27 protein-coding genes are annotated in these 26,036 nt (G+C 61.1%); 17 read left to right on the top strand and 10 right to left on the bottom strand.

Features of this window, described 5'->3' with window-relative positions:
* Nucleotides 1-11: 11 nt before the first annotated feature.
* Together C5L12_RS21985 and C5L12_RS21980 are read left to right on the top strand one after the other, a co-directional pair.
* On the top strand, nucleotides 12-506 hold the full coding sequence (locus C5L12_RS21985; protein ID WP_105374204.1) for a MarR family winged helix-turn-helix transcriptional regulator: 495 nt from the start codon (nucleotides 12-14) through the stop codon (nucleotides 504-506).
* 93 nt (nucleotides 507-599) lie between these two features.
* Nucleotides 600-1,625 (top strand): LacI family DNA-binding transcriptional regulator, encoded by a 1,026-nt coding sequence (locus C5L12_RS21980; protein ID WP_105374203.1) that lies wholly within the window; start codon nucleotides 600-602, stop codon nucleotides 1,623-1,625.
* 39 nt (nucleotides 1,626-1,664) lie between these two features.
* Here C5L12_RS21980 and C5L12_RS21975 read toward each other — a convergent pair whose 3' ends face one another.
* On the bottom strand, nucleotides 1,665-2,438 hold the full coding sequence (locus C5L12_RS21975; protein ID WP_105374202.1) for a gamma-glutamyl-gamma-aminobutyrate hydrolase family protein: 774 nt from the start codon (nucleotides 2,436-2,438) through the stop codon (nucleotides 1,665-1,667).
* Nucleotides 2,439-2,739: 301 nt separating this feature from the next.
* On the opposite strand from C5L12_RS21975, the gene C5L12_RS21970 reads away from it, so the two are divergent.
* A complete protein-coding gene (locus tag C5L12_RS21970; protein WP_105374201.1) occupies nucleotides 2,740-3,846 on the top strand; it encodes a TRAP transporter substrate-binding protein in 1,107 nt (368 codons plus the stop codon).
* A 410-nt stretch (nucleotides 3,847-4,256) separates the two neighbouring features.
* On the opposite strand, the gene C5L12_RS21965 is transcribed toward C5L12_RS21970, so the two are convergent.
* Both C5L12_RS21965 and C5L12_RS21960 read right to left on the bottom strand, forming a co-directional pair.
* Nucleotides 4,257-6,179, bottom strand: a complete 1,923-nt coding sequence (locus tag C5L12_RS21965; protein ID WP_105374200.1) for a TRAP transporter large permease — start codon at nucleotides 6,177-6,179, stop codon at nucleotides 4,257-4,259.
* Nucleotide 6,180: 1 nt separating this feature from the next.
* A complete protein-coding gene (locus C5L12_RS21960; protein ID WP_105374199.1) occupies nucleotides 6,181-6,741 on the bottom strand; it encodes a TRAP transporter small permease subunit in 561 nt (186 codons plus the stop codon).
* A gap of 399 nt (nucleotides 6,742-7,140) precedes the next feature.
* On the opposite strand from C5L12_RS21960, the gene C5L12_RS21955 reads away from it, so the two are divergent.
* From C5L12_RS21955 to C5L12_RS21915, 9 genes are all read left to right on the top strand, one after another.
* Entirely contained in the window at nucleotides 7,141-9,456 is a 2,316-nt protein-coding gene (locus tag C5L12_RS21955; RefSeq protein WP_245422995.1) for a putative bifunctional diguanylate cyclase/phosphodiesterase, read from the top strand.
* 215 nt (nucleotides 9,457-9,671) lie between these two features.
* The gene (locus C5L12_RS21950) at nucleotides 9,672-9,896 is read left to right on the top strand and encodes an aa3-type cytochrome c oxidase subunit IV (protein ID WP_105374197.1); all 225 of its coding nucleotides are present in this window, start codon (nucleotides 9,672-9,674) and stop codon (nucleotides 9,894-9,896) included.
* Between the two features lie 85 nt (nucleotides 9,897-9,981).
* Nucleotides 9,982-11,235, top strand: coding sequence for a Re/Si-specific NAD(P)(+) transhydrogenase subunit alpha (locus C5L12_RS21945; protein ID WP_105374196.1), 1,254 nt, complete (start codon nucleotides 9,982-9,984; stop codon nucleotides 11,233-11,235).
* On the top strand, nucleotides 11,235-11,645 hold the full coding sequence (locus C5L12_RS21940) for a proton-translocating transhydrogenase family protein (RefSeq protein ID WP_105374195.1): 411 nt from the start codon (nucleotides 11,235-11,237) through the stop codon (nucleotides 11,643-11,645). Before C5L12_RS21945 ends, C5L12_RS21940 begins: the two co-directional genes overlap by 1 nt.
* 16 nt (nucleotides 11,646-11,661) lie before the next feature.
* The gene (locus C5L12_RS21935) at nucleotides 11,662-13,062 is read left to right on the top strand and encodes an NAD(P)(+) transhydrogenase (Re/Si-specific) subunit beta (RefSeq protein ID WP_105374194.1); all 1,401 of its coding nucleotides are present in this window, start codon (nucleotides 11,662-11,664) and stop codon (nucleotides 13,060-13,062) included.
* A 108-nt stretch (nucleotides 13,063-13,170) separates the two neighbouring features.
* The gene (locus tag C5L12_RS21930; RefSeq protein WP_105374193.1) at nucleotides 13,171-13,401 is read left to right on the top strand and encodes an AbrB/MazE/SpoVT family DNA-binding domain-containing protein; all 231 of its coding nucleotides are present in this window, start codon (nucleotides 13,171-13,173) and stop codon (nucleotides 13,399-13,401) included.
* Complete coding sequence (locus C5L12_RS21925) at nucleotides 13,391-13,792, top strand: PIN domain-containing protein (protein ID WP_105374192.1); 402 nt, start codon at nucleotides 13,391-13,393, stop codon at nucleotides 13,790-13,792. The genes C5L12_RS21930 and C5L12_RS21925 overlap by 11 nt, the downstream gene beginning before the upstream one ends.
* The gene (locus C5L12_RS21920) at nucleotides 13,792-14,769 is read left to right on the top strand and encodes an acetylxylan esterase (protein WP_105374191.1); all 978 of its coding nucleotides are present in this window, start codon (nucleotides 13,792-13,794) and stop codon (nucleotides 14,767-14,769) included. Before C5L12_RS21925 ends, C5L12_RS21920 begins: the two co-directional genes overlap by 1 nt.
* Complete coding sequence (locus C5L12_RS21915; protein ID WP_105374190.1) at nucleotides 14,766-15,491, top strand: esterase family protein; 726 nt, start codon at nucleotides 14,766-14,768, stop codon at nucleotides 15,489-15,491. The genes C5L12_RS21920 and C5L12_RS21915 overlap by 4 nt, the downstream gene beginning before the upstream one ends.
* 11 nt (nucleotides 15,492-15,502) lie before the next feature.
* On the opposite strand, the gene C5L12_RS21910 is transcribed toward C5L12_RS21915, so the two are convergent.
* From C5L12_RS21910 to rpsU, 3 genes are all read right to left on the bottom strand, one after another.
* Nucleotides 15,503-16,795: a TadE/TadG family type IV pilus assembly protein gene (locus C5L12_RS21910; protein ID WP_105374189.1), complete on the bottom strand. Its 1,293-nt coding sequence runs from the start codon at nucleotides 16,793-16,795 to the stop codon at nucleotides 15,503-15,505.
* 187 nt (nucleotides 16,796-16,982) lie between these two features.
* On the bottom strand, nucleotides 16,983-17,870 hold the full coding sequence (locus tag C5L12_RS21905) for a tetratricopeptide repeat protein (protein ID WP_105374188.1): 888 nt from the start codon (nucleotides 17,868-17,870) through the stop codon (nucleotides 16,983-16,985).
* 159 nt (nucleotides 17,871-18,029) lie between these two features.
* Nucleotides 18,030-18,257, bottom strand: a complete 228-nt coding sequence (gene rpsU, locus C5L12_RS21900) for a 30S ribosomal protein S21 (protein ID WP_105374187.1) — start codon at nucleotides 18,255-18,257, stop codon at nucleotides 18,030-18,032.
* A gap of 373 nt (nucleotides 18,258-18,630) precedes the next feature.
* Between rpsU and C5L12_RS21895 the strand changes: the two genes are divergently transcribed.
* The 4 genes from C5L12_RS21895 to C5L12_RS21880 all read left to right on the top strand — a co-directional run bounded on the left by C5L12_RS21895 (nucleotide 18,631) and on the right by C5L12_RS21880 (nucleotide 24,004).
* Entirely contained in the window at nucleotides 18,631-19,884 is a 1,254-nt protein-coding gene (locus C5L12_RS21895; RefSeq protein ID WP_105374186.1) for a sarcosine oxidase subunit beta family protein, read from the top strand.
* A gap of 241 nt (nucleotides 19,885-20,125) precedes the next feature.
* A complete protein-coding gene (locus C5L12_RS21890) occupies nucleotides 20,126-20,482 on the top strand; it encodes a sarcosine oxidase subunit delta (protein ID WP_105374185.1) in 357 nt (118 codons plus the stop codon).
* Entirely contained in the window at nucleotides 20,479-23,457 is a 2,979-nt protein-coding gene (locus C5L12_RS21885) for a sarcosine oxidase subunit alpha (protein ID WP_105374184.1), read from the top strand. Before C5L12_RS21890 ends, C5L12_RS21885 begins: the two co-directional genes overlap by 4 nt.
* Nucleotides 23,450-24,004: a sarcosine oxidase subunit gamma gene (locus C5L12_RS21880; RefSeq protein ID WP_105374183.1), complete on the top strand. Its 555-nt coding sequence runs from the start codon at nucleotides 23,450-23,452 to the stop codon at nucleotides 24,002-24,004. Before C5L12_RS21885 ends, C5L12_RS21880 begins: the two co-directional genes overlap by 8 nt.
* Before the next feature lie 68 nt (nucleotides 24,005-24,072).
* Here C5L12_RS21880 and C5L12_RS21875 read toward each other — a convergent pair whose 3' ends face one another.
* Nucleotides 24,073-24,519 (bottom strand): hypothetical protein, encoded by a 447-nt coding sequence (locus C5L12_RS21875; RefSeq protein ID WP_105374182.1) that lies wholly within the window; start codon nucleotides 24,517-24,519, stop codon nucleotides 24,073-24,075.
* A 212-nt stretch (nucleotides 24,520-24,731) separates the two neighbouring features.
* Between C5L12_RS21875 and C5L12_RS21870 the strand changes: the two genes are divergently transcribed.
* Nucleotides 24,732-25,040 (top strand): hypothetical protein, encoded by a 309-nt coding sequence (locus tag C5L12_RS21870; protein ID WP_105374181.1) that lies wholly within the window; start codon nucleotides 24,732-24,734, stop codon nucleotides 25,038-25,040.
* Between the two features lie 12 nt (nucleotides 25,041-25,052).
* On the opposite strand, the gene C5L12_RS29090 is transcribed toward C5L12_RS21870, so the two are convergent.
* Genes C5L12_RS29090 through C5L12_RS21860 form a run of 3 tightly spaced genes read right to left on the bottom strand, consistent with a single transcriptional unit; the run spans nucleotide 25,053 to nucleotide 25,959 of the window.
* Entirely contained in the window at nucleotides 25,053-25,178 is a 126-nt protein-coding gene (locus C5L12_RS29090) for a hypothetical protein (protein ID WP_280952545.1), read from the bottom strand.
* Nucleotides 25,178-25,417, bottom strand: coding sequence for a hypothetical protein (locus tag C5L12_RS21865; RefSeq protein ID WP_105374243.1), 240 nt, complete (start codon nucleotides 25,415-25,417; stop codon nucleotides 25,178-25,180). The genes C5L12_RS29090 and C5L12_RS21865 overlap by 1 nt, the downstream gene beginning before the upstream one ends.
* 56 nt (nucleotides 25,418-25,473) lie before the next feature.
* Nucleotides 25,474-25,959 (bottom strand): MaoC family dehydratase, encoded by a 486-nt coding sequence (locus C5L12_RS21860; protein WP_105374180.1) that lies wholly within the window; start codon nucleotides 25,957-25,959, stop codon nucleotides 25,474-25,476.
* Nucleotides 25,960-26,036: the final 77 nt, after the last annotated feature.

The following is a 26,036-nucleotide window of genomic DNA, read 5'->3' as shown; positions in this document are numbered from 1 at the left end:
GGGCGGATCCGATGAGCAAGAAGAAGGGTGACAAGAAGGCCAAGTCGGGCAAGAAAAAGGACGCAGGCAGTCTTTGTGCGGCCGAGCTTGCTCCGGCCATCACGCAGGTCGCCCGCGCCATGCGCATCGTGCTGGGGCGCAACCTCCTGGAAACCGGCCTTTATGCCGGACAGGACGGCGTCGTCATGGCATTGGCGGAAGAAGACGGGCTGACGCCCGGCCAGCTCGCAGTCAGGCTCGGCGTCAAGGCGCCGACCATCACCCGCACGATCGGCCGCATGGAGGCGCAGGGGTTTGTGGAACGCCGTCCGGACGAGACCGACGGCCGCCTCACCAAGGTCCACCTGACAGAAACCGGCCGGCAGACGGTCGATCAGATCGGCCACTCGGTCGCCGATTGCGGGTCGCTCGCGGCGGGCGGCCTGTCCGACAAGGAGGTCCGCACGCTTCTCAAGCTGTTGCGCGCCGTCGAACACAATCTCCAGCCGGCGCTTTCCGACGAGTAAGCACTCCTCCTCTTGTCGCTGCGGATTAAATTGTTTATTTAAACTTTAATTCGAGCATCGGGAGGCGATGCCGGCCGGCGCGGGCGGGGGGACATGGCGCAGAAAGTCAAGTTGTCGACGATTGCCGAGAGTCTCGGTCTTTCCACTGCCACCATTTCTCTTGCGCTTCGCGACAGTCCGCTCGTTGCGGCCGATACCCGCGAGAAGATCAAGGAACAGGCCCGGGCGCTGGGCTATATCTACAACCGCCGCGCCGCCAGCCTCCGCACCTCGCGTTCGGGCATCATCGGCGTCGTCGTGCACGACATCATGAACCCGTTCTACGGGGAAATCCTGAAGGCGATCGAAAGCGAACTGGACCGCAGCCGCCATACCTTCATCCTCTCGAACCATTATGATTCGGTCGAAAAGCAGCGGACTTTCATCGAAACCCTGCTGCAGCTCGGCGGCGACGGAGTGATCATGTCTCCGGCGATCGGCACGCCGGTGGAGGACGTGAAGCTCTGCGAGCAGAACGGCATGCCGGCCATCCTCGTTGCCCGCTCGATGGAGGGCGTGGACCTTCCGACCTATCGCGGCGACGACAGCTACGGCATCTCGCTTGCCACCAATCACCTGATCGGGCTCGGCCACCGCGTCATCGCCATGATCGGCGGCACGGATCAGACCTCGACCGGCCGCGACCGCTATCAGGGTTATGTCAATGCCTTGCGAAAGGCGGAAATCGAGGTCGATCCGAACCTGCGCATTCCGGGCCCCCGCTCCAAGCAGGGCGGGTTCGAGGCGGCTGTCAATTTCCTGTCGCTGCCGCAGAAGCCGACGGCTGCGGTGTGCTGGAACGATCTCGTCGCAATCGGCCTGATGAACGGCATCGCCCGCGCAGGCTTTGTGCCCGGCCAGGATATTTCCGTCACCGGCTACGACGATCTGGAGGAGGCCTCGATCGCGACGCCGGCTCTGACGACGGTCTCGAACGGCCAGGCCGATGTCGGCCGGCTTGCGGCGCGGGCGCTGCTCGACCGGCTGGCTGGCAGCCACGAGCCGGACGGCCTTCACCTCATCAAGCCGGAAATGCGCATTCGCCAGTCGACGGGCATCTACAAGCCGCGGACGCATTGAGGCGGGGCGCTTTACGTCACAAGCGCCGTTGTTGACGGTTCAGGCGGCCACGTCGGCCAGGGTTTTGCGGGCCGCATAGGCGCGCACCGCCTCGCCGAAGGCATGGAAGAGGGCGCGCGACGGTGCGTCGGTTTCAGCCCAATATTCCGGATGCCACTGTACGCCGACGGCAAAGTTCTTGGCGTCGATCACCGAAACGGCCTCGATCGTGCCGTCTTCGGCGGTCGCCTCCACCTTCAGCCGCGGAGCGGTTTCGGCAATCGCCTGCCGGTGCAGCGAGTTCACCTGCACGGCACCCGACAGACCGAGATAGCGGGCGATGCAGGAGCCGTCCTGGACGAAAACCGGCTGGCGGATCGCATACATGCCGTCCCGTTCGGTCACCGGCGGCTTGCGATGGTCCCAGATGCCGGGGGTTTCGTGGATTTCGCTGGCAAGCGTGCCGCCAAGCGCAACGTTCAGTTCCTGGATGCCGCGGCAGATGGCCAGCAATGGAATGCCCCGGTCGATCGCCCGCCGGATTAGCGGAAGCGACGTGGCGTCACGGGCCGGATCGAATGGCCCGTCGCTTTCGGCGGCTTCTTTTCCGTAGAGCGAGGGATGGACGTTTGTGGCGGAGCCTGAGACCAGTACGCCGTCGACCCGGTCGAGGATCGCGTCTGTATCGTTGCCTTCCTCGAAGGCCGGAATGATGAAGCTCATCACCTCCGCGACCTTGAGCGCTGCCTGGACATATTGGTTGGGCGTTGCATGCCAGACCGCTCCCTCCAGTTCACGGATATCGGCAGGCAATGCGACGATCGGTTTCGGCATCGGTATCTCCGGAGGGCATGCGAACTGCTTTTCGTCGATGTGACGCCGGAAGGTGCCGCAAGTCAAGTTCCGGCTCCGCCACACGCATTTGCCTTGCACAAAGAATAAGCATTGCGCCATTGAAATCTTTTATGAATCTCGTTTGAGCAGAACACGACGAAAGTCTAAGAACGAAAGACTATCGGCGTTAAGGAATATCCGCGGCGGCGCTTGCAACCCACTGGCCAACATGTTTACTTCGATCCAGGACCGGGGGAGTGGGAACGGAAACCCTGCGGTTTGTCTCTATGGGAGGTATTTAATGGATCGTCGTTCATTCTTCAAAAAAGCAGCTGTGACGGGTGCCGGCGCCGCCGCCGCAACGGTGCTTGCCGCTCCGGCCATCGCGCAAACGAACCCGAAGATCACCTGGCGTCTGACGTCTTCGTTTCCGAAGTCGCTCGACACCATCTATGGCGGCGCGGAAGACATCGCCAAGCATGTCGCCGCCGCAACAGACGGTAATTTCACCATTCAGCCTTTTGCCGCAGGCGAAATCGTGCCCGGCCTGCAGGCCGCCGATGCCGTCAGCGCCGGAACGGTCGAGATGTGCCACACCTGCTCCTATTATTACGTGGGCAAGGATCCGACCTTCGCGATCGGCACCGCAATTCCGTTCGGCCTCAATGCCCGCCTGACGAACTCCTGGTTCTATGAAGGCAACGGCAACAAGCTGCTCAACGAGTTCTATGCCAAGCATGGCCTCTACGGCATGATCGCCGGCAATACCGGCGCCCAGATGGGCGGCTGGTTCCGCAAGGAAATCAACACCGTCGACGACTTCAAGGGCGTCAAGATGCGCATCGCCGGCCTGGCAGGCCGGGTTGTCGAGAAGCTCGGCGTCGTGCCTCAGCAGATCGCCGGCGGCGACATCTATCCGGCGCTCGAAAAGGGCACGATCGACGCGGCCGAATGGGTCGGTCCTTATGACGACCACAAGCTCGGCTTCTACAAAGTCGCAAAATTCTATTATTATCCGGCCTTCTGGGAAGGCGGTCCGGTCATTCACGCCTTCATGAACCTCGACAAGTGGAACTCGCTGCCGAAGGCCTATCAGGCGGCGCTGACCGATGCCTGCGCGTTTGCCAATACCAGCATGATGGCGAAATACGACGCCAAGAACCCGACAGCGATCAAGCAGATCGTTTCGCAGGGCACGACCCTGCGTCCGTTCAGCCAGGAAATCCTCGAGGCCTGCTACAACGCTTCTCAGGAAGTCTACAAGGACGTCTCGTCCAAGAACGCCGACTTCAAGAAGATCTACGACGACCAGGTGGCCTTCAAGAAGGAAGGTTATCTCTGGATGCAGCTGTCGGAGTATACCTTCGACACGTTCATGATGATCCAGCAGCGTAACGGCAAGCTCTGATCACCCGCATTGAGGCGTGGCTTCAACAGACCCCGGATCCACAAGGTCCGGGGTTTTTCTTTGCAAGGATTCCGTCGGACGCGGCAGGTTGTGTCCCCTCGACAACTACACCTGTTCCCCTATGATCGCGATGTTTGGGGGCTAAAGCAGCACGTTCCGTGGCCAGCCGGGGCATCGGTGAAGACGGGCTTCACCGACTTAGGCAAAAGCCTTGCCCTCGAACCGGAGGTAGTGCGATGTGGCGAAAACCACTGATCATTACATTGTTGGTTAGGAAAAATCGGACGAGCTGGTCAATCTCCGTCCGATTTCAGTTCTTAGCCTAGCAACAAAGGGAGGGCAGAGCGCCAACTCTGCCCTCCACTCCGAAATATAACCTCCCGTCAGCCCAGTGACAAGAGAAGCCACCCTTACGGATTGATCTTGGGCGGCTGACTGAGGTCGGGCGCTCCGGCCGGGGGCGGATTGGCAGCCGGCGGCGCCGGTTGCGCGGGCTGTCCGCCAGCGGGGGCCTGGGGCTGCTGCCCACCAAGATCAAGCGGCGGGAGACCCAGCGAAGGGGCCGCCGGCGCGCTGCCCGAAGGCGCCGTCTGAGACGAGCCTCCGAAGTCCAGCGGAGGGAGGCCCATGGATGGGGGCGAGCTTCCACTGCTGCCGGGATTGCCGAGGGGCGGCAGACCGAGTGGCGGGGGACTGGTACCGCCCTGGTTGCCGCCAAAGCCGGGGATCTCGATCTTGATGTCGTCCGGATTCACCCCCTGGTGGTCGGTCTTATAGACCATTACAAGGCCCGGAAAGGCGATGACGACCAGGATCATCAGGAACTGGATGACGATATAGGGGAAGACGCCCTTATAGATTTCGGTCGTCCTGACACCGGCCATGGACCTGCCCGTTACCTTGTCGACCCAAGCCCCTGCCGGCGCGATGGAGCGCAGGAAGAAGAGCGAGAAGCCGAACGGCGGCGTCAGGAAGGAGGTCTGAAGGTTGATGCCGAGAATGATGCCGAACCAGACGAGGTCGATCCCGAGCTTGTCCGCGACCGGGGCAAGCAGCGGAACCATGATGAAAGCGATTTCGAAGAAATCGAGGAAGCAGCCGAGGATGAAGACGATGATCGTCACCACGATGAGGAAGCCGTATTCGCCGCCCGGCAGAGCCAGCAGCAGTTCCTCGATCCAGACGTTGCCGTTGATGCCGTAGAAGGTCAGGCCGAAAACGCGGGCCCCGATCAGGATCATCATGACGAAGGCGGAAAGCTTCGTGGTGGCATCAAGCGCGCTCTTGATCGACGAAAAGGTCAGCCGTCCCTTCGCAAGAGCGAGGAGCAGAGCGCCCGTCGCCCCCATCGCGCCGCCTTCGGTGGGTGTTGCGATGCCGAGAAAGATGGTTCCGAGCACCAGGAATATCAGTGCAAGCGGAGGGATGAGAACAATGATCACCTGCTCGGCCAGCCGGGAGATGATCTTCTTTTCCACCCGGCTGTTTGTCAGGGCCACGACGTAAGCGACGATAACCGCGAATGCCAGCGCGGCTACCAGACGCCATTCCGGACTTTGAACGCCCGTGAACAGGACGTGGAGCCCGAGGTAATAGAGGCCTACCGATATCGCGATCATGACTAGGAGAGAGGTCACGCCGTTGCCCAGAGTGCGGGCCTCGAGCGGAAGGGCGGGCGCCCATTCCGGCTTCACCATGGAGACGACGAAGACGTAGACGCAGTAGCTCGCGACGATCAGCATCGCCGGATAGAGAGCGCCGACATACATGTCGCCGACCGAACGGCCGAGCTGGTCGGCCATGACGATCAGCACCAGGGACGGCGGCACGATCTGGGCTAGCGTTCCCGATGCCGCAATCGTGCCGGACACAAACGGACGATTGTAGCCGTAACGCAGCATGATAGGCAGGGAAATCAATCCCATCGCCATGACGGAGGCGGCCACGACGCCTGTGGTGGCGCCCAGCAGCGCGCCCACCAGGATGACCGCATAGGCGAGGCCGCCCCGGATCGGGCCGAAAAGCTGGCCGACGGTGTCCAGCAAGTCTTCCGCCATGCGGGACCGCTCGAGAATGATGCCCATGAAGGTGAAGAAGGGGATCGCCAGCAGGGTATCGTTGTACATGATCCCGTAGATGCGTTCCGGGTGGCTCTGTAGGAGCGGCCAGAAAAGCCGGATTTCCGGGGAAATATGCGAGAGTTCGACGCCTACGACAAAGTAGATGAGGCCGCCGGCGGCAAGCGTGAAGGCGACCGGATAACCCAGCAGCAGCATCAGCATTACGCTGGAGAACATCACCAGCGGCAGATTATGCGCAATAAAATCAATCATTTCAGACCTCGGAGGCGGCTGGCGGCATTTCGCCGGCGGTATCTTCGCGCGGATCTTCGATCCGGCCGGTCACAACGGCGAACCGCTTGATGATTTCCGAGAAGGCCTGAAGCAGAAGCAGGGCAAATCCCAGGAGAACGACAAGCTTGGCCGGCCAAATAGTGAGCCCGCCGGCGTTCGAGGATATTTCACCCGAGCGATACGAGAGCCAGAACCAGGGCCAGGCGAGCCAGGTCATCAACCCGGCAAACGGCACGAGAAAGATGGTGTGAAGCACGAGATCGATGATGTCGCGCGTTTTCTTCGACCAGGTCGCGGAAAAGATGTCGATGCGGACGTGCTCGTTTTTGAGCAGAGCATAAGCCGCAGCCAGCATGAAAACCGTGCCAAAAAGATACCACTGAACCTCTAGCCAGGCATTGGACGAGATGTCCATCGCCTTGCGGAGCACGGCGTTACCTGCGCTGATGAGAACAGCGGCCAGAAGTAGCCATGAAACCGATTTGCCGACGGCCGTCGTGACGGCGTCGATCAGTCGGCTGAGTGCAAGCAGTGCAGCCATTTTTCCCCTCCTCTCGGACCAATTTTGGATCGTTGTCCGGTCCTGAGATCTATAGATCAAGATATCGCGGAAAAGCCAATCGTCGGCGCCCGCAGGGCGCGAGCTGTATTCAGTGGCAACGCAAAAATCAATTGTCCAGGAGCCACAGAAGCCTGAAAACCACGGCTATCTCACTTGTTTCTCATGTTTGTCGCAACAAGGCGCCAAGACGCGCGACGCAAGCCCATGGCCGGACAAGAGGTGCCGAGCGTTCCCAATGCTGCGACTTTTATATTTCCGCGTCAGAATTTGTAGAGCACACCTGCCGGAAAGCGGTGTAGAATGTGATGCGAGCGGCGGGAACAATGAAATATTAAAGGGTTTTCCGCACGGTCCCTCGGACGCAAAGGGATGAGCCCGATGAGAGAGATCGAAGCGGAGAGGTTGTCGACGGATGTTTTCCTGTCGTTCGTCGCTTCGCTGTTTGGAAACCGTGGAACACTCTGGACGGGCGTGATCGTCCATGTCCTCTGGTGCCTGTTGGTCTTTTATTTCAACGGCTCCGAGCTCTTTCTCCTGTTTGCCGGCTGTTTCGTTGCGGTTTTTACCTACCGCATGTACTGGTTTTACCGGTTCGATCAGGTGGATAAGCAAACGCTCAAGCATGATGAGATCGTCAGCTGGGAACGTCAATACGTCATCGGCGCTTTTTTGACCGCTCTGCTTCTCGGCCTCGCCAGCGGTTATGCCCTGCTGGTCTTGCAGGACCCGTTCGTCAGCATCGCCTCGGTTGCGATCGCGCTGGGTTCGATGATGTCGGTCATCGGCCGCAACTACGGCTCGCGGGCCGCGGTCGATCTCCAGATGATCGGCTGCTGCGGGCCGATCCTGATCGCCTGCCTGTTCACCGGCGATCTCCATCTTTCGGCGCTGGCCATCCTGCTGGTCCCCTTCGCGCTGACGACGCGGTTCATGGCGAACGGCATCCGGGATTTTCTCTATCAGAACGTCATTTCCTCCCGGACCATGGCTGTCGTCGCCGGACGTTTCGACATCGCGCTCAACACCATCTCCCACGGGCTCGTCATGCTCGACCGGGAAGGGCGGATCCAGGTGGTCAACCGCCGCGCCCGCGACCTGCTCGGTCTCCACCTGCAGCGCGAACTGAAGGACCGGGACTTTGCCGCCGTGCTCTGCGAAGATGCGGGAAACGTACCGGCCGGCATCCTGCGGCAGCTCTATCGGCTTGCGGATGGCTCGCTCGAACGCGCGCTTCTGACATTCAAGGACGACCGCCATCTGGACTTCTCCGTCAGTCGGCGTTCCGATGGCGGGGTGGTGCTGATCTTCGAAGATGTCAGCGCGCGGATCGAAGCCGAGGAGAAGATGCGGCACATGCTGCAGTTCGACGCGCTGACCGGCCTTCCGAACCGCGCCCACTTCGCTGATCTTGCAGGGGAAAAAGTGCGCGATCGCGGGGAAGTACTTGCGGCGCTGGCGGTCTTCGACGTGGACGGTTTCAAGCACGTCAACGACATGCGCGGCCATGTGGTGGGTGATCGCCTGCTCGCCGCGATCGGGGCGCGGTTTGCAGCGCTCAAGACGGACGGTATCGTCGCCGGCCGGCTGATCGGCGACGAATTCGTCCTCCTGCTGCTCGGCGCGGATGCCGGAGAACTGGAGCAGCGGATCCGGCAGATCCATGCGGACGTGCAGGGCGACTACAAGGTGGAAGGGCTCCGCCTGCCGGTAACCATGAACGGCGGCTGCGTCATCCTGACGTCCCGCGATTTCGACATGGAGAACTGGCAGATCAAGGCGGATCTAGCGGTCAACCATGCCAAGGCCGCCGGCAACGGTACGCTTGTCTTCTTCCGTCCGGAAATGGATGCGCAGTACATCGACGAACAGAAGCTGCGGGGCGATCTCCGGCAGGCGATCCAGAACCGCGCCCTGCACGTGGTTTACCAGCCGCTGTACCTTCCGGACGGTTCGGGAATCAAATGCAGCGAGGCGCTGGTGCGCTGGCGCCATCCGGATCGCGGCGTGGTCGGGCCGAACGTGTTCATTCCGATGGCCGAGGACATGAACCTGATCTCCCAGATCACCTACCAGGTCATCGAGCAGGCCTGCCGCGACTGCGCGACCTGGCCGGAGGGGGTGGCGGTGTCTGTCAACCTGTCGATCCAGGACCTCGGCAACGACGATATCGTGACGTATGTGGCAGAGGTTCTCGACCGGTATGCGCTCTCGCCGTCACGGCTGCGCCTGGAGGTGACGGAAAGCTGCTTCATGGACGAGCCGGTGGCCGTCAGCGCCATTCTCAACCGGTTCCGGGCCACCGGCGTGACCATTGCGATCGATGATTTCGGTACCGGGTTTTCGAGCCTCAGCTATCTGGATACGCTGCCGGTGGATGTCGTGAAGATCGATCGGGCCTTCATCCGCAACATCGGCGAGGACGAACGCAAATTGAAGCTGCTGCGCGGCATCGTCAATCTGTCGCGGGAGCTCGGCTTGAAGATCGTGGTCGAGGGCGTCGAGACGACAGAGCAGCTCGCGCTGATCAACCGTCACCGCTTTGCCGATCTGGTTCAGGGGTTCGTTTTCTCCATGCCGGTCGATTCTGCCCAGATTTCCGTCCTTGCTGCTGCGCCCAAGCCCGTAAAGCCTTCAACCGCTCGGCGCGGCGTCAGGCAGACGCCGGTCCGCCGGCTGACGACCGCGGAGCGCTGATCCGCCTCTTGCGGCATTTTACCGCCTCCGCAAAGCTGGCGTACCCGGGAGCACTTAGGTGCCATTGCGCTTTCCCACGCCTTTGTGTAAGGCCTGAAGCAACGTCCGGCATGCTTTTCAAAAGGCATGATTCCGGGCAGTGACGAGGATTTTTCCGCACGCGGATGCTTTCATCTGCAAGGCCGTGTGCGGCTTGCTTCAAGGAGACGCGACTGATGGACAATCACCATAGCGGACCGGTGGAAACGGGCGCTTCCATGGACTATGCGGAACATGAAAAGACCTACAGCATGTTCCTCGCCGGCGCCAAATGGGGCTCCATGGTCGTCGTCGTGCTGTTGATTGCCATGGCCGCCGGCTTCTTCGGCGGCGTTGGCTTCCTCGGCAGCCTCATCCTGTTCGTCGTTCTCAACATCGCCGGCGCATTCCTGCTGCGCTGATCTTCACAAGCCGGCTTTTGCCTATGGCCTGAGGAAGGACGGAGCATTCCGTTCTGTTGCGATACCGACTGGGAGGAGACAGTCTTTGGCAAAGATCATTCATGTAAGTCGCGAAGGCTCGGACGAACCGCGCGTGTCGGCGTCACCGGAGACGGTGAAACGCCTAGCTGGTCTTGGTTTCACCATCGTGGTCGAGAGCGGAGCGGGGATTGCCTCCGGTATCCCGGACGGTGATTTCGAGGCGGCAGGTGCACGCATCGGTGCGGCTTCGGATGCCGGTTCTGCCGACATCGTGCTTCGGGTCAACCGACCGACCGCTGCTGAAGCTGCCTCCTACAAATCCGGCGCGGTCGTCTTTGCGGTCATGGATCCTTACGGCAACGAAGCGGCGCTTGCCGCGATGGCCAAGGCCGGCCTGACGACCTTTGCCATGGAGCTGATGCCGCGCATCACCCGCGCACAATCGATGGACGTGCTGTCCTCCCAGGCAAACCTTGCCGGTTATCGCGCCGTCATCGACGCGTCCCACGAATATGGCCGAGCCATGCCGATGATGATGACGGCGGCCGGCACAGTGCCCGCCGCAAAGGTCTTCGTCATGGGGGCCGGCGTTGCCGGCCTGCAGGCGATCGCCACGGCCCGCCGTCTCGGTGCGGTGGTGTCGGCGACCGACGTTCGCCCGGCTGCAAAGGAACAGGTCGCCTCGCTCGGTGCCAAATTCATCGCCGTCGAGGACGAGGAGTTCAAGGCGGCGGAAACGGCGGCCGGTTATGCCAAACCGATGTCGGAAGCCTATCAGGCGAAGCAGGCGGCACTCGTCGCCGAACACATCGCCAAGCAGGATATCGTCATTACCACGGCGTTGATCCCCGGCCGTCCGGCGCCGCAGCTCGTGACGCGTGCCATGCTTTCTTCGATGAAGCCGGGTTCGGTCGCGGTCGACCTCGCCGTCGAGCGCGGCGGCAATATCGAAGGCTCGCAAAAGGGCAAGGTGGCAAACGTCGAAGGCGTTACCGTGATCGGTTATGCCAATGTGGCCGGGCGCATCGCCGCCTCCGCCTCGGCGCTTTATGCCAAAAACCTCTTCGCCTTCATCGAGACCATGGTTGACAAGACCTCCAAGGAATTCGCGGTCAATCCGGAGGACGAGCTGGTCAAGGCGACCATGCTGACCCATGCCGGCCATGTCGTGCATCCGAATTTCGCAGCGGCTGTCGCAGCTCTCGTCAGGGAGGCGCCGGCCGCGCCTGCCGCCATCGCTGAGCCGGTGCCGGCAAAAACTGCCCGGCCGCGCAAGAAGGCCGTGGCGGAAAGTGCCGCGAAGGGGGAGGAGCTTTGATGGCGAACGAAATGATGAACAAGGCGCTCGAAGGGCTCGATCAGGCCGTTGCCGCGGTCAAGGCGGCAGCGGAAACGGCGCCTGATGCCGTGGCGCAGGCTGCCCATGGTGTATCGGGCGGGGCGATCGATCCCTTCGTCTTCCGGTTTGCGATCTTCGTGCTGTCGATCTTTGTCGGCTATTACGTTGTGTGGTCGGTGACGCCGGCGCTGCACACCCCGCTGATGGCCGTCACCAACGCCATTTCTTCGGTCATCGTCGTCGGCGCGCTTCTGGCGGTCGGCGTCGCAGCCAGCGGCTTTGCCACGGGCTTCGGTTTCATCGCGCTGGTGCTCGTCTCGGTGAACATCTTCGGCGGCTTCCTAGTGACCAGCCGAATGCTTGCCATGTACAAGAAAAAAGATCGCTGAGGGGTTCTGAAAACACATGTCGCAGAATTTCGCAGCCTTCCTTTACCTCGTTTCCGGCGTGCTGTTCATCATGGCGCTGCGCGGACTTTCCCACCCGACCACCAGCCGCAAGGGCAATGTCTACGGCATGGTCGGCATGGGGATCGCCATCGCCACCACGCTGCTGCTCGCCACGCCGAGTTTCGGCGGCTTCATCCTGATCGTGCTGGCGCTCAGCATCGGCGGCGGGGCAGGTGCCTATATCGCCCGTACCATTCCAATGACGGCGATGCCGCAGCTCGTCGCCGGCTTCCACTCGCTGGTCGGTTTCGCCGCCGTCATGGTGGCCGCTGCCGCCCTTTATGCGCCGGCCTCCTTCGGCATCGGCGAGCCGGGCGTGATCCACGGCCAGGCACTTATCGAACTGGCGCTCGGTGCGGCGATCGGCGCGATCACCTTCACCGGATCGGTCATCGCATTCCTGAAGCTCGACGGGCGCATGTCCGGAAAGCCGATCATGCTGCCCTACCGGCACTTCATCAATGCTGGCCTGCTTCTTCTGGTCGTCATCTTCATGATCGGCCTCGTCCAGACCGAAAGCCATGCGGATTTCTGGCTGATCGTCTTCCTGTCGCTGGCGCTCGGCGTGCTGATCATCGTGCCGATCGGCGGTGCAGACATGCCGGTCGTCGTGTCGATGCTGAACTCCTATTCCGGCTGGGCCGCCGCCGGCATCGGCTTCACGCTCGGCAACCTGGCGCTGATCATCACCGGCGCCCTGGTCGGCTCGTCAGGCGCGATCCTCTCATACATCATGTGCAAGGGCATGAACCGGTCCTTCATCTCGGTTATCCTCGGAGGCTTCGGCGGCGAGACGGCGGCAGCCGGCGGTGACGACGGCGTGCAGCGGACGGTGAAGCAGGGCTCAGCGGATGACGCCGCCTTCCTGATGCAGAACGCCGAGAAGGTGATCATCGTGCCGGGTTACGGTATGGCGGTCGCCCAGGCCCAGCATGCGCTGCGCGAATTGGCCGATACGCTGAAGAGCCACGGGGTCGAGGTCAAATACGCAATCCATCCGGTGGCCGGGCGCATGCCGGGGCACATGAACGTGCTGCTCGCGGAAGCCAACGTGCCCTATGACGAGGTCTTCGAGCTGGAAGACATCAATGCGGAGTTCGCGCAAGCGGACGTCGCCTATGTCATCGGCGCCAACGACGTCACCAATCCGGCCGCGCGCGACGACAAGTCCTCGCCGATCTATGGGATGCCGATCCTCGACGTCGACAAGGCGAAGACCTGCCTCTTCGTCAAGCGCTCGCTCGGCTCTGGCTACGCCGGCATCGACAACACCTTGTTCTACAAGGACGGCACGATGATGTTGCTCGGCGACGCCAAGAAGATGACCGAAGATATAGTCAAGGCGATGAAACACTGAGAAGAGCGAACAAATCGCAGCAAAAGAGGCCCGGCAATGCCGGGCTTTTTTAATGTGTGGAAAGCGTTAGGATATGCATTATTCAAAATGTCTCTCCGGAGAGATGCCATGCAAGTTTCCAAGTGGGGCAATAGCTTGGCGGTTCGGTTGCCCGCGACAGTGGTCGAAGCTCTCGAGCTGAAGGAAGGCGACGAGATCCAGATACGGGCGGTTGACGCAAGGGAGTTCGAGGTGGCGCGCAAGCCCACGCGCGAGGAACTTCTTCAGCGGTTGAGAAAATTCCGGGGTCGTCTACCCGAGGACTTCGTGTTCGATCGGGACGAGGCGAATGCCCGGTAATTTCTATGACACCAATATCCTGCTCCATCTTGCTTCAGGTGACGCCACGAAGGCTGCGGCGGCCGAGCGCGCGGTCGATTTGGGTGGAGCGATCAGCGTCCAGGTCCTGAACGAATTCGTTCAAGTCGCACGGAGCAAGATGGGATTTTCCTGGGAGGATGTTCATTCCTTTATCACGACAATCCGCGCCCTTTTGACGGTCGTGCCCTTAACTATCGACATCCATGACAAGGGCCTTCAATTGGCCGAGCGATATAATTTTTCGATCTATGAGGCGATGATCGTTGCCGCAGCGCTTTCCAGCGACTGTGATACCTTGTTTTCCGAAGATCTCCAGGAGGGGATGCAGATCGGAGGTCTTTCGATCGTCAATCCGCTGCAGAACACTTGATGACCATCCCCACCTCTCACCCGTTCGATTTCGATCCGACCTACGGCCTGGGGCTCAAGGAGTTGCGCGCGGTTGCGCCGCCGGAGGCGCCGGAGGGTTTCGATGAATTCTGGGAGCGCCGCTATCGCCGGGCGCTGGGTGTGGATCCGCGGCCAAAACTCCAGAAAAGCAAACTCGCCCATCCGAAATGGCATGTCTTCGACCTTACCTATATGTCGAGCGGCGCATTTCCGATCGGCGGCTGGCTTCTTCTTCCGCGGCAGGGCGAAGTGCGGCGCGGTCTGGTCGTCGGGCATGGTTACGGCGGGCGCGATGCACCGGATTTCGACATGCCGGTGGACGAGACGGCGCTGCTTTTCCCATGCTTCCGGGGCATGTCACGGAGCGCCCGACCGCCGATCTCCTCCGATTCCAGCTGGCATGTGCTGCATGATATCGACAAGCCGGAACGCTACATCATCGGTGGCTGCGTCGACGATCTGTGGATCGCGGTCAGCACGCTGCTCCTTCTCTACCCCTGGCTTGCCGGCCGGATCGGCTATAGCGGCGTCAGCTTCGGCGGCGGCATCGGCGGGCTCGGCATTGCCTATGACAGCCGCATCTGTCGCGGGCATCTGTCGCTGCCGACCTTCGGTCATCAGGAACTGAGGCTCAGGCTGCCGAGCATCGGCAGCGCCGCGGCGGTGCAGGCGTACCAGCAGAAATACGGCAATGCGCTTCCCACGTTGCGCCTGCACGATTCGGCGGTGGCGGCGGGACGCATTACCGTACCGATGCTGATGAGCGTCGCGCTTTTCGATCCTGCCGTGGCGCCGCCCTGCCAGTTCGCGATTGCCAATGCGCTTCCCCAGGCACCGGGGCCTTCAAAATTTAATGAAATCTTCATCCTCGACGCCGGGCATTTCGACTATCCTGGCCAGGAGGCGCAACACGCTATCCTCAACGAAAAGGTCAGGTCTTTCTTCGGAGCGTCATGAACCGCGAATATCATCGCTGGTACAGCCCCAGGCTACACCGGGATATGGAACTCCTGGTGTTCGGCCATGCCGGTGCCAAGGTGCTGATGTTTCCGACGCGGGACGGGCGCTTCTTCGAATATGAAGAGCTGGGCCTCGTGGCGAGCCTCAGCGACAAGATCACTGCCGGCCATCTGCAGCTCTATTGCGTTGACGGGCTGGCAAGGGAGACATTCTACGCCTCGCACTGGCATCCGGCCGATCGCCTGCGCCGCCATGAAGCCTTCGAGGCCTATATCCTCGACGAGGTCCTGCCGCTGATGGCGAGGAACCCGCACGACTGCACCATCGCGCAGGGCTGCAGTCTTGGCGCCTTTCAAGCGGCAAACCTGGTCTTCCGGCACCCGCATCTTTTCCGCAAGCTGGCCGCTTTTTCGGGCCGCTACGATCTCACGCTGAAGGTCGAGTCCTTCGGCGATCTCTTGGACGGCTATTACGACGATAGCGTCTATTTCCACACGCCGTCGCATTTTCTTCCCGGTCTTTCAGGCGATTGGCGGCTCGACAGGTTGAGACAGGTGGAGATTGTCTTGACCATCGGCAATGCCGATCCCTTCCTCGACAACAACCGGCACCTGAGCCAGGTGCTCGCCGAAAAGGGCGTCGGGCACCAGATGCATGTCTGGGATGGGCGGGCCCACCGGGCCGGCGCCTGGCGCAGGATGGCGGCGCTTTATATTTGACGGTTCCAGCGTCAGCTGGCGAGGCGCGGCGTGCTGACGATCTTCAGGAACAGTGCGTTCATCGCTTCGGTAATGCCCTGCGAGGGGCTGACCTCGAAGAAATAGCCGGGGGTGGCGCAGGACTGCATGCGGGGGCCGATCTCGCCCTGGAACGGCGCGATCCAGTCTCTGTACCAGCCGTCGGTGGGCAGCGGCAGATAGGTCGTGTAGAGCACCGCGATCTTGTAGCCGGCCTCTTTCAGTTTGTCACAGGCTCTGATGTCGATCGGCTCCTGACAACGGGTTCCTTTCGTTCTCTTCGTACAGCCGGCACCCTTGCCACTATCGTTCACGCCGTCGGATACGAAGAAGACGATCTTTTCCGGGCTTGCGGCGCTGAGGCCGGTTCCGGGCTTGTCCATCTTCTTGCCGATATTCTTCAGTGCGCGGTCGAAATCCGTCTGCTGGTCGTTGTCATAGTTCTGATATGGGATCGACATCAGATCGATCAACGCCGCTTTTTCCTTGGCGGTCTTGAGGTCGTCGCTCAGCGAGGAAATTTCCAGAAGCTTGGTGTCCTCGGCCTTCTCGCCGAAGGTATAGACCGCCATGCGGAACTGGTTGGGGCTCTTGCGCACCTTCATGGCGGTGTCCATCAGCGCGGCAGTCGCCTGGGCGACAACGTTGATACGGATGGTGACGCCGAGCCTTTTAGCAATATTGTAGTAGCTGTTTGGATCCTCGACGCCGTTTTCGACGATGTGGCATGCGAAGGCGCATTCTTTAGGCGTGTTTGCTATCAGGACGCTGATATCGTCGGGGGTGGCGCCGACGCCCATGGACGGCGTATTGTCGAGCAGCAGATAGAAATCGCGGAAGGTCTCCGTCTGGAAGACCGCCGTGGCCTGGCCCGCGACCGTGATCTCATTCTTGTTGATGACTTTGAGCAGTGTGGTGGGAAGGGAAGCCGAATAGGTGAAGACGGCCTTGAGCTGATTGTCCTCGCGGACCACCGTGGCCTTGATGTCATTGAGGGTGAATCCGCCGCTTCTTGCGAGCTGCGCGCGGAAGATATTCTCGGCATCCTTGATGGCCGCTTCGATGGAGCCGTTGCCTTTCATCTTCATCGCTTCCGACACGCCGATCGAGCTCTCCGCGACGGCGCCGAGCGCCGCCGCGTCGGCGGCGTCCTGAAGTTGCTGCTTGATCATCAGGGCGTCTGCGAAGTCGATGGAAAGACCGGCTACACCGATAAGCGGCACGAGCATCAGAGCGCTCATGAGGCCAAAGTTGCCGGATCTGTCCCTCAGTAGTTTGCCAAGCATTCTGCGCCCCCCGATATTGAGGGGTTCAGAATATTCTATAAGCGTAACGCCTTTATTAGAATTTATAGTTTACGCATATTAGAGATAAGCGGGGATGGAGCCGGTGATATTGCGGGCGCACGTCTTTGAGGCACCGGTTGCCCCGGTGCGATCAGTCCGCTTCATCGAGCTTGCTGCGTTGTCGATGTCAGCTCGTCGCACGGGTGCGCGCGGCACCATCCTGGGCCGGCTTGTAGTTGGGATCCAGACGGATGGCATGCGAATAGGACTTATAAGCCCGTGCCTTGTCGCCGCGGCGCTCGTAGACCAATGCCTGGTTCGCCCATGATTCGGCGAGCTTGTCGTTAAGCTCGATGGCATGGTTGAAGTCGGCAAACGCGTTGTCGTCGTCGTTCAGGGCCACGTAGGAAATGCCGCGGCCGTTATAGGGTTCGGCCGAATTCGGCGAGAGCGAGATCGCCTTGGCAAAGTCCTCGATCGCCTGGGCATGCTGGCCGCGAAGCTGATAGATCAGGCCGCGATTGTGGTAGGCGCGGCCGTCGGTGGTGTCCAGCTCGATCGCCTTGGAGAAATCGTTGAAGGCTTCGTTGGTGCGGCCCGCTTGCCGGTAGATATTGCCGCGGCCGATATAGGCGACGTCGTAGTTCGGGTTGATCTGCAGCGCCCGATTATAGTCGTTGGCGGCTTCCACCGGCTTGCCCATGTTGCGGTAGACGAGCGCCCGGTTGGCATAGGCCTGGTAGAATTGCGGATTGAGCTGGAGGGCGCGGTTGAAATCGTTGAGCGCCTTAGAGAATTCGCCGGCCCGCCCGTAGGCCGTTCCACGCACGTTGTAGCCTTCCGGATCGTTCGGGCTGGCGTTGATGACGGTGGACAGGGACGCGATGTTTTCCTGGCTGCCCTGCGCCCGGTCCACGGTGATCATGTCCGAGGTGGTATTGGTCGTCGAGCAGCCGGCCAGCGCAAGCGTCAGAAGGGTGGCGGAAAGTGCGGTCTTGCCGCGAATACTTGAAAAGATGGTCAAAGGGCCGGAAATTCGAGTTCCACGATTGAGAACGGCAGTTTTGGCGGCCATCAGACGCTTTTCCTCTTATCGGGCGAAAGGGTAGTTTCCTGCATGCCTTACCCCATTCAGGCCGGACATGCAGTCGGTTCAAGACCAAATCAAAAAGAGCGGCGGCGCCCATGTCGCCACCGCCCTACAAGCATTAGAAAACGTCGAAATAACGGCCGATCAACGGCTCGGGCGCGGTGCGGCGATCAGGCCTTCACGCTGAGCGCGCTTGCGGGCAAGCTTGCGAACGCGACGAACGGCTTCGGCCTTTTCACGAGCCCGCTTCTGCGAGGGCTTTTCGTAATAGTCGCGCATCTTCATTTCACGGAAAATGCCTTCGCGCTGCATCTTTTTCTTGAGAGCGCGGAGCGCCTGGTCGACGTTGTTGTCGCGGACTAGTACCTGCACGTGAATCCCGTTCCTTTGGTTGTTGCTCGCCGAGATCGGTACGATTCGAGGCGAAAAAATAACGTCCGCCCGGCGTGAGCCTGAGCGATTGGTGAAGGCAGATATCAGAAGAGTCTGCGGAAGTCCAGATGGTCGATATCCTTTATCGATCAAAATCGATTTTCGGAGAGCGGCGCGTCCGGATGTACCGTTCCGGCCGCAAGAGCAATGTATCACGGGAGACGCAGGACGCGACCAATCGTCCCGCTCTCCGCTTTGTCGAAACAATCCTCGAATGCGTCGCAAAAGAGCCATTGCGACGCATATTGATTTGCGATGGGTATGGCTCTACCCAGAATGGCCGGTTTGTCGATCCCAGGAGTTTTGAGGCGAGATGCGCAAATATTCGATTTTCGCCGTAGCCCGCGAGGCCTTGCGCGCCCACAAGGGCTGGGAGGCTCAGTGGAGCTCTCCGGAGCCCCGGTCAAGCTATGACGTCGTCATCGTCGGTGCAGGCGGGCATGGACTTGGTGCCGCCTATTATCTTGCCAAGGAGCACGGCATCACCAATGTCGCGGTGATCGAAAAGGGCTGGCTCGGCGGTGGCAATACCGGCCGTAACACGACCATTATCCGCTCCAACTATCTCTATGAAGAGAGCATGGACATCTATGAGCATTCCCTGAAGCTGTGGGAAGGCTTGAGCCAGGATCTCAACTACAACGTCATGTATTCGCCGCGCGGCGTGATGATGCTGTCGCACAATGTCCATGACCAGCAGTCGTTCAAGCGGCACATCAATGCCCACAGACTTTACGGCATCGACAACGAATGGCTGACGCCGGAACAGGCCAAGGCTTACTGCCCGCCGCTCGATATTTCAAAGACGGCGCGCTATCCGATCAATGGTGCGACCCTGCAGCGGCGCGGCGGCACGGCGCGCCACGATGCCGTCGCCTGGGGTTATGCGCGGGCGGCGTCCGACCGCGGCGTCCACATCATCCAGAACTGTGAGGTGACCGGCATCCGCCGCGGGCCGAACGGCGAGGTGCAGGGCGTGGAAACGACGCGCGGCTTCATCGGTGCGAAGAAGATCGGCGTCTCGGCCGCCGGCCACTCCTCGGTGGTCATGGAAATGGCAGGCGTGCGCGTGCCGCTCCATTCCACGCCGCTGCAGGCGCTGGTTTCCGAACCGCTGAAACCGATCTTTCCCTGTGTCGTGATGTCGAACACGGTGCATGCCTATATCTCGCAGTCCGACAAGGGCGAGCTTGTGATCGGCGCCGGCACCGACCAGTACAATTCCTATTCCCAGACCGGCGGCCTGCAGATCATCACCCATACGCTCGATGCGATCTGCGAGCTTTTCCCGATTTTCCGCCGCGTGAAAATGATGCGCCAGTGGGGCGGCATAACCGACAACACGCCCGACCGTTCCCCGATTCAGGGCGTGACGCCGGTGCCGGGCCTGTTCGTCAATTGCGGCTGGGGCACGGGCGGCTTCAAGGCGACGCCGGGTTCGGCCAACCTCTTCGCGCATCTGATTGCCAAGGGTGAGCCGCACCGTCTGGCGGCAGGGCTGACGCTCGACCGGTTCCGCACCGGCCGGCTGATCGACGAAGCGGCTGCCGCTGCGGTGGCGCATTGAGGGGGCGTGGGATGACTACCTTGGCTGTTACGGCCGCCTCGATCTCCCTCTTCTCCCCGCCGGGGAGAAGGTGGTCCGAAGGACCGGATGAGGGGGGCGAAGCCAATCGGCACGCATTGAGTTTGCCGTATGTACACCCCCTCATCTCCTCACATCCGCTCGGCACTTCTCTCCTCTGGGGAGAAGAGGAAGGCCTGCCGCTGCCTCCGTCGATCCATCTCCAAAACTTTCGGAGCCCCGCATGCTTCTGATCCATTGTCCCTATTGCGAGGAAGATCGCTCGGAACTCGAATTCCGCTGGGCCGGCGAGGCGCATATCGCCCGGCCGGAAAACATCGCGGCGATCACGGATGAAGAATTCGCGGAATATTTCTTCCTGCGCAACAACGAAAAAGGCCTCACCTATGAGCGCTGGCGGCATATCCATGGCTGCGGCCGCTTCTTCAATGCGGCGCGCGATACGGTGAGCGACAAGTTCCTAATGACCTATAAGGCCGGCCTGCCAAAACAGCCGATCCCGACGGCGGAACAAGCCGCAGCGATCGCAGAGGAAAAGACCGTCGAGACCTGGGAAGCCACGGAAGGAGACGCCCGATGAGCGCTTCTTCGAAAGATCTCGGCGCCTTCCGCATCAAGGGCGCCGGCCGGCACACGCCGGCCAGGACCGCGCGCTTCACCTTCGACGGCAAGAGCTACACCGCCATGGAGGGCGATACGGTTGCCTCCGCGCTTCTGGCGCATGGCGTGCATGTGGTCGGCCGCTCGTTCAAATACCACCGGCCGCGCGGCATTCTCTCTGCCGGTCCGGAAGAGCCGAACGCGCTCCTCGACGTTTCCCGGGATGCAGGCCGCCGCCAGCCGAACGTGCGGGCGACCGTGCAGGAAGTGTTCGATGGCGTGAAGATCGCCTCTCAGAACCGCTGGCCGTCGCTGAAATACGATATCGGCGCCTTCAACGACCTGCTGTCGCCCTTCTTCGCCGCCGGCTTCTATTACAAGACCTTCATGTGGCCGAAGGAAGCCTGGCACAAACTCTACGAGCCCTTCATCCGCCGGGCCGCAGGCCTCGGCGAGGCGCCGAGGGAAGAAGATCCGGATCACTATGCCAACCGCTATGCCCATTGCGACGTGCTGATCGCGGGTGCGGGCGTGGCCGGTCTGACCGCGGCGCTTTCGGCCGCCGCAACGGGCGCCAGCGTCTTCCTCGTCGACGAACAGCCGGAAGTCGGCGGTGCTATGCATTTCGATGCCGCGGCGACGATCGATGGGGTAAACGGTTATGAGTGGGCGCAAAAGACGGCGGCCAGGCTGAAGGCCATGCCGAATGTGACGGTGCTGACCCGCACGACCGTGTTCGGTTACTACAACCACGGTTTTGTCGGCCTTGTGGAGCGGGTGACCGACCACGTGGCCCGGCCGGGCAGGGATCTTCCCCGCGAGCGGCTGTGGCAGGTGCGGGCGAAACGCGTGGTGCTGGCGACGGGCTCGATCGAACGGCACATGGTTTTTGCCAACAACGACCGGCCGGGCATCATGCTGGCGTCCGCGGCGCGGACCTTCCTCAACCATCACGGTGTGGCGGTCGGCAAAAAGGTCGGCGTCTACACGGCACACGATTCGGCTTATGAAGCCGCTTTCGACCTCAAGCGGGCCGGCGTCTCGATCGCCGCGATCGTCGATTGCCGCAACCATCCGGGCGATGCGGTTCTGGCGGAGGCACGCGCGCTCGGCATCGACGTGCTGACGGGGCATTCCGTCGTCAACACATCCGGACGGCTGCGGGTCTCGTCCATGAGCGTCGTGCGCAACGGCGGCTCGAATGCCCGCAAGGTCGCGGTCGATTCGCTAATCGTTTCGGCAGGCTGGACGCCGTCCGTCCATCTCTTCTCCCAGTCGCGCGGAAAGCTGCGCTTCGACGAGCAGAACCAGCGTTTCCTGCCGGATATCTATGCGCAGGATTGTGTCTCTATCGGCGCCTGCAACGGCACCGACAATCTTTCCGATCTGATCGACGAGGCGATTGCAGCCGGCGGCGGCGCGCTGGCGCTTTCCGGCGAAAACCGGTTCGAATGGACCGGCGGCATGATCGGTGCAGCGGAAGGTGCAGGGCCGGATCACGTGGTCAAGGCTTTCGTGGATTTCCAGCATGACGTGACCGCCAAGGACATCCGCCTTGCGGTTCGCGAGGGCATGCATTCGATCGAGCATATCAAGCGCTTCACCACCAATGGCATGGCATCCGACCAGGGCAAGCTTTCCAACATGCACGGCCTGGCAATCGCCGCCGAAATGCTCGGGAGGCCGATCCCGAAGGTCGGGCTCACCACCTTCCGCGCTCCCTATACGCCGGTGACCTACGGCACGCTGGTCGGCCATTCGCGCGGCGATCTTTTCGACCCGGCCCGCAAGACGCCCATGCATGCTCTGGAAGCCGCCGAAGGCGCGGAATTCGAGGATGTCGGCAACTGGAAGCGCGCTTGGTATTTTCCGAAGCGCGGCGAGGACATGCATGCCGCCGTCAACCGCGAATGCCGGACCGTGCGCGAAGCGGCGGGTGTGTTCGACGCCTCGACGCTCGGCAAGATCGAGGTTGTCGGGCCGGATGCGGCCCAGTTCCTCAACCTGCTCTACACGAATGCGTGGGACACGCTGAAACCTGGAAAATGCCGCTACGGCATCATGACTCGCGAGGACGGCTTCGTTTACGACGACGGCGTCGTGGGACGTCTTGCAGAAGACCGCTTCCATGTGACCACCACGACCGGCGGCGCGCCACGGGTGCTGCACCACATGGAAGATTATCTGCAGACCGAATTCCCGCATCTGAAGGTCTGGCTGACGTCGACCACCGAGCAGTGGGCTGTGATCGCGGTGCAGGGACCGAAGGCGCGTGAAATCATCCAGCCTTTCGTCGAAGGGCTCGATATTTCGAACGAAGCTTTCCCGCATATGAGCGTTGCCGAGTGCAAAGTCATGGGCGTGCCGGCGCGATTGTTCCGCATGTCGTTTACCGGTGAACTGGGCTTCGAAGTGAACGTGCCGGCCGATTACGGCCCGGCGGTCTGGAAGGCCATCTGGGAGAGGGCAGAGGGCATGGGCGCCTGCCTCTACGGCACGGAAACCATGCACGTGCTGCGCGCCGAGAAGGGCTATATCATCGTCGGCCAGGACACGGATGGAACCGTCACGCCGGACGATGCAGGGCTCGGCTGGGCAGTCTCCAAGAAGAAGGCGGATTTCGTCGGCATCCGCGGATTGAAGAGGCCGGACTTGATCCGCGATGGCCGCAAACAGCTTGTCGGGCTTGTCACCAACAGGCCAAGCGATATGCTGGAAGAGGGCGCTCAGATTGTCGCCGATCCAAACCAGCCAAAGCCGATGACCATGCTCGGCCATGTAACGTCGTCCTATTGGTCCGAGAATTGCGGCCGTTCCATCGCGATGGCACTGGTGGCGGACGGCCGGGCGAGGATCGGTCAGACGCTCTACGTGCCGATGAGCGACAGGACAATTGCCGTGGAAGTCACCGACATGGTGTTCTTCGACAAGGAAGGGGGCCGCATCCATGGCTGATCTTGTATCTCGCAGCCTGCCTCTCGCAGGCTTTCATGGCGGCTCCGCCACCGTTCGTCTCGAAGCAGCGCCGCCTGCCGAGCGGCTGTCTCTGAGGGTAAGGCCGGAGGATGTGGGGGCACTCTCCGGCGCACTCGGCCTTGATTTGCCGACGAAGCCGAAAACTTCCGTTTCGGCCAACGGGCGTACGGCGCTCTGGCTCGGCCCGGACGAATGGCTGGTGATCGGTGACGTAAACGGCGGCCTGATGCAAGCTGCGGCAAATTCCGGGACGCCGCATTCGGCGGTCGATGTCTCTCACCGCAACACGGCGATTCTCGTGTCGGGTCCGGGTGCGGCCAATGCGATCAATGCCGGTTGCCCGCAGGATCTGTCGCTGAAGGCGTTCCCTGTCGGTGCATGTTCACGCACCATTTTCGGCAAAGTGGAGATCGTGTTGCTGAGGACCGCGGAGGACGCGTTTCGCGTCGAGGTCTGGCGGTCGTTTTCCGACTATGCCTTCGGGCTGCTGTCTGAAGGCGCGCGGGACGCGTCGGCGGCGGTCTAAAATCGGACGGGGCGACCTTCTCCCGAGAGGACGGCTCCTCGTGCGGGAGAATTCGTGGATGCCGTTTGCTACCTGTTTATCGTGGTAGGCGAAACAGTCTCGAACAACCTCGGAAACGATCCGAGCTGGACGCTCTTGCACGAGATCTTTGTGAACGAAATACAGGCTTGCAGGACACCGCTGTCCGGGCTGATGGACCAGACGATTTTCGGCGGATAGGTGTTCCGGCGCACCACCGGTATCCAGCCGCCGGACCAACCTGGAACCATATCGGTCGACGCAGTGGATCGACGCAAACACTCAAGCTTCGTGACAATCGTCTTCACGTTGACATAATAAACGCACCACCAGGTTATGTTTTGCTGGGTGTCGACGGCAAGGCCATGAAGCGACCAGACGCCGTTTGAAAGCCCGGCGGTTGCTGCACGGAACTCGTATCTGTCGCCCGGCTCGGCAAGAGCCTGCGTGTGGATCAGGAGTGTAAGTGCGAGTGCGAATGGCACTATCGTACCCATGACTGCCTCGTGGTCGGTCAGTCATCGGATATTAACCTCTCGTCGCGCGAACGCATCGCCATCTTTTGACGTAGGCCCGACCCATGCCGGTCCTCCAACTTCCAAGCGGAATTGCGGGAACCGCGACGGGCATATGCTCAATTTAGAGCGATAGCCGGACTTGACTTGCAGTGCAGGAACCGCACTCTCTGGCGTCAAAACGGGAGGGGTTGATGGGCGAATATCAGTTGATGGCGATTGCGGTCGCGCTGGCCGTGATCGGCGGCGGGGTCGCGGCAAAACTGGCAAAGATCGAGATCTGGAAGGGTATCGTCGTCGCGGCCGTGGCAGCGCTCGCCGCAATCGTGGCGTTCTTCGTGCCAGGTTTCGACAGAAGCCTTGCCATGCCGCTCGCAGGCCTCGTCGGTGCGGGCGTATCAGGCGCCTTGCTCGGCCTTTCGGCTCCAACCACGGCCAATATCCTGATCGGCACGGCGGTGCCGCCGATGCTTGCCTTTGTGATCATGGAGATGAGTGCTTAAATCGCAGCGAGATCACTCGCCCGGATGGCGGTTCTTGTGCTTCCGGTCGAGGTCCCATTCGTGCAGGCGCATGGCAACATAGGCGATCAAGACGATGATCGCCGGCAAGCCGACGGAATAGAAAAGCCAGAGGTCCATTAGGCCAGCCTCCTCAATATTCGTCTTGCCATGTAATGTAGTAGAACGGCACTCAAAAGCCAACCCGCAAGATAGACGGCCATCCTGCCGCCGGAAATGGCGTTGAAATTCGGAAAATTGTACAGGTAGCCTGCCAACGGCGTCACGATACCAACCGTCACGCATGCTGTCGATGCGCGATCGAAAGCATTCGCGAGAAGTTTTGTCTGCTCTACCTCAGCAGGATTAAGAGCACCCATTCTGTCCACATGCCCCATGTTCCCCAGGAGAAAGATGAAAGCAGATCGGTGCGATGTCAAACGCCTTCCGGGCGGTCCTTGGGGTCGAACTGGACGATAGTGGTCCAGATGGCGGTCAGCGCCGGCTTCAGCTCGTTTTCTATCTCGACCGACACGTCATAGGTGATCATCAGCATGCCGCCGCCCCGAAAGCGGGCCTCCGACAGCTTGAAATGTCCGCGGACGCGGGCGCCGGACTTCACCGGCGACATGAAGCGGATGCGGTCGAAACCGTAATTGATACCCATGGTCTGCTCCCGGATCTTGGGCACGCAGTCGTAGTTCATGGCCGAGAGCAATGAGAGCGTCAGAAAGCCATGGGCGATCGTGCCGCCGAAGGGGCTTTCGGCTGCGGCGCGTTCCGGATCGACATGGATGAACTGATGGTCATGGGTCGCATCGGCAAAGAGGTTGATCATCGTCTGGTCGACGGTCATCCATTCGGATACGCCGAGTTCGGTGCCAACCAGGCCGCCGACTTCGGCGAGCGAAACTTCACGCATGCAACCTCACTGATTTCAGTATTGGTTAGAAGACTTTACAGGATTTGATCCGCTTGGCGAGCGGAAGATTTTGCGTC

It is taken from the genome of Neorhizobium huautlense (assembly GCF_002968575.1).
Lineage (GTDB): Bacteria > Pseudomonadota > Alphaproteobacteria > Rhizobiales > Rhizobiaceae > Neorhizobium > Neorhizobium huautlense.
This window is presented reverse-complemented; position numbering and strand designations above follow the sequence as displayed.

Bases quoted from the DNA above. Each gene is read 5' to 3' on its own strand.
- C5L12_RS21950 (WP_105374197.1), top strand. From the start codon at position 9,672: ATGGACAATCACCATAGCGGACCGGTGGAAACGGGCGCTTCCATGGAC.
- C5L12_RS21935 (WP_105374194.1), top strand. From the start codon at position 11,662: ATGTCGCAGAATTTCGCAGCCTTCCTTTACCTCGTTTCCGGCGTGCTG.
- C5L12_RS21980 (WP_105374203.1), top strand. From the start codon at position 600: ATGGCGCAGAAAGTCAAGTTGTCGACGATTGCCGAGAGTCTCGGTCTT.
- C5L12_RS21860 (WP_105374180.1), bottom strand. From the start codon at position 25,959: ATGCGTGAAGTTTCGCTCGCCGAAGTCGGCGGCCTGGTTGGCACCGAA.
- C5L12_RS21925 (WP_105374192.1), top strand. From the start codon at position 13,391: ATGCCCGGTAATTTCTATGACACCAATATCCTGCTCCATCTTGCTTCA.
- C5L12_RS21880 (WP_105374183.1), top strand. From the start codon at position 23,450: ATGGCTGATCTTGTATCTCGCAGCCTGCCTCTCGCAGGCTTTCATGGC.
- C5L12_RS21870 (WP_105374181.1), top strand. From the start codon at position 24,732: ATGGGCGAATATCAGTTGATGGCGATTGCGGTCGCGCTGGCCGTGATC.
- C5L12_RS21865 (WP_105374243.1), bottom strand. From the start codon at position 25,417: ATGGGTGCTCTTAATCCTGCTGAGGTAGAGCAGACAAAACTTCTCGCG.
- C5L12_RS21885 (WP_105374184.1), top strand. From the start codon at position 20,479: ATGAGCGCTTCTTCGAAAGATCTCGGCGCCTTCCGCATCAAGGGCGCC.
- C5L12_RS21905 (WP_105374188.1), bottom strand. From the start codon at position 17,870: ATGGCCGCCAAAACTGCCGTTCTCAATCGTGGAACTCGAATTTCCGGC.
- C5L12_RS21910 (WP_105374189.1), bottom strand. From the start codon at position 16,795: ATGCTTGGCAAACTACTGAGGGACAGATCCGGCAACTTTGGCCTCATG.
- C5L12_RS21975 (WP_105374202.1), bottom strand. From the start codon at position 2,438: ATGCCGAAACCGATCGTCGCATTGCCTGCCGATATCCGTGAACTGGAG.
- C5L12_RS21955 (WP_245422995.1), top strand. From the start codon at position 7,141: ATGAGAGAGATCGAAGCGGAGAGGTTGTCGACGGATGTTTTCCTGTCG.
- C5L12_RS21940 (WP_105374195.1), top strand. From the start codon at position 11,235: ATGGCGAACGAAATGATGAACAAGGCGCTCGAAGGGCTCGATCAGGCC.
- C5L12_RS21965 (WP_105374200.1), bottom strand. From the start codon at position 6,179: ATGATTGATTTTATTGCGCATAATCTGCCGCTGGTGATGTTCTCCAGC.
- C5L12_RS21920 (WP_105374191.1), top strand. From the start codon at position 13,792: ATGACCATCCCCACCTCTCACCCGTTCGATTTCGATCCGACCTACGGC.
- C5L12_RS21875 (WP_105374182.1), bottom strand. From the start codon at position 24,519: ATGGGTACGATAGTGCCATTCGCACTCGCACTTACACTCCTGATCCAC.
- C5L12_RS21970 (WP_105374201.1), top strand. From the start codon at position 2,740: ATGGATCGTCGTTCATTCTTCAAAAAAGCAGCTGTGACGGGTGCCGGC.
- C5L12_RS21895 (WP_105374186.1), top strand. From the start codon at position 18,631: ATGCGCAAATATTCGATTTTCGCCGTAGCCCGCGAGGCCTTGCGCGCC.
- C5L12_RS21985 (WP_105374204.1), top strand. From the start codon at position 12: ATGAGCAAGAAGAAGGGTGACAAGAAGGCCAAGTCGGGCAAGAAAAAG.
- C5L12_RS21930 (WP_105374193.1), top strand. From the start codon at position 13,171: ATGCAAGTTTCCAAGTGGGGCAATAGCTTGGCGGTTCGGTTGCCCGCG.
- C5L12_RS21890 (WP_105374185.1), top strand. From the start codon at position 20,126: ATGCTTCTGATCCATTGTCCCTATTGCGAGGAAGATCGCTCGGAACTC.
- C5L12_RS29090 (WP_280952545.1), bottom strand. From the start codon at position 25,178: ATGGACCTCTGGCTTTTCTATTCCGTCGGCTTGCCGGCGATCATCGTC.
- C5L12_RS21960 (WP_105374199.1), bottom strand. From the start codon at position 6,741: ATGGCTGCACTGCTTGCACTCAGCCGACTGATCGACGCCGTCACGACG.
- C5L12_RS21915 (WP_105374190.1), top strand. From the start codon at position 14,766: ATGAACCGCGAATATCATCGCTGGTACAGCCCCAGGCTACACCGGGAT.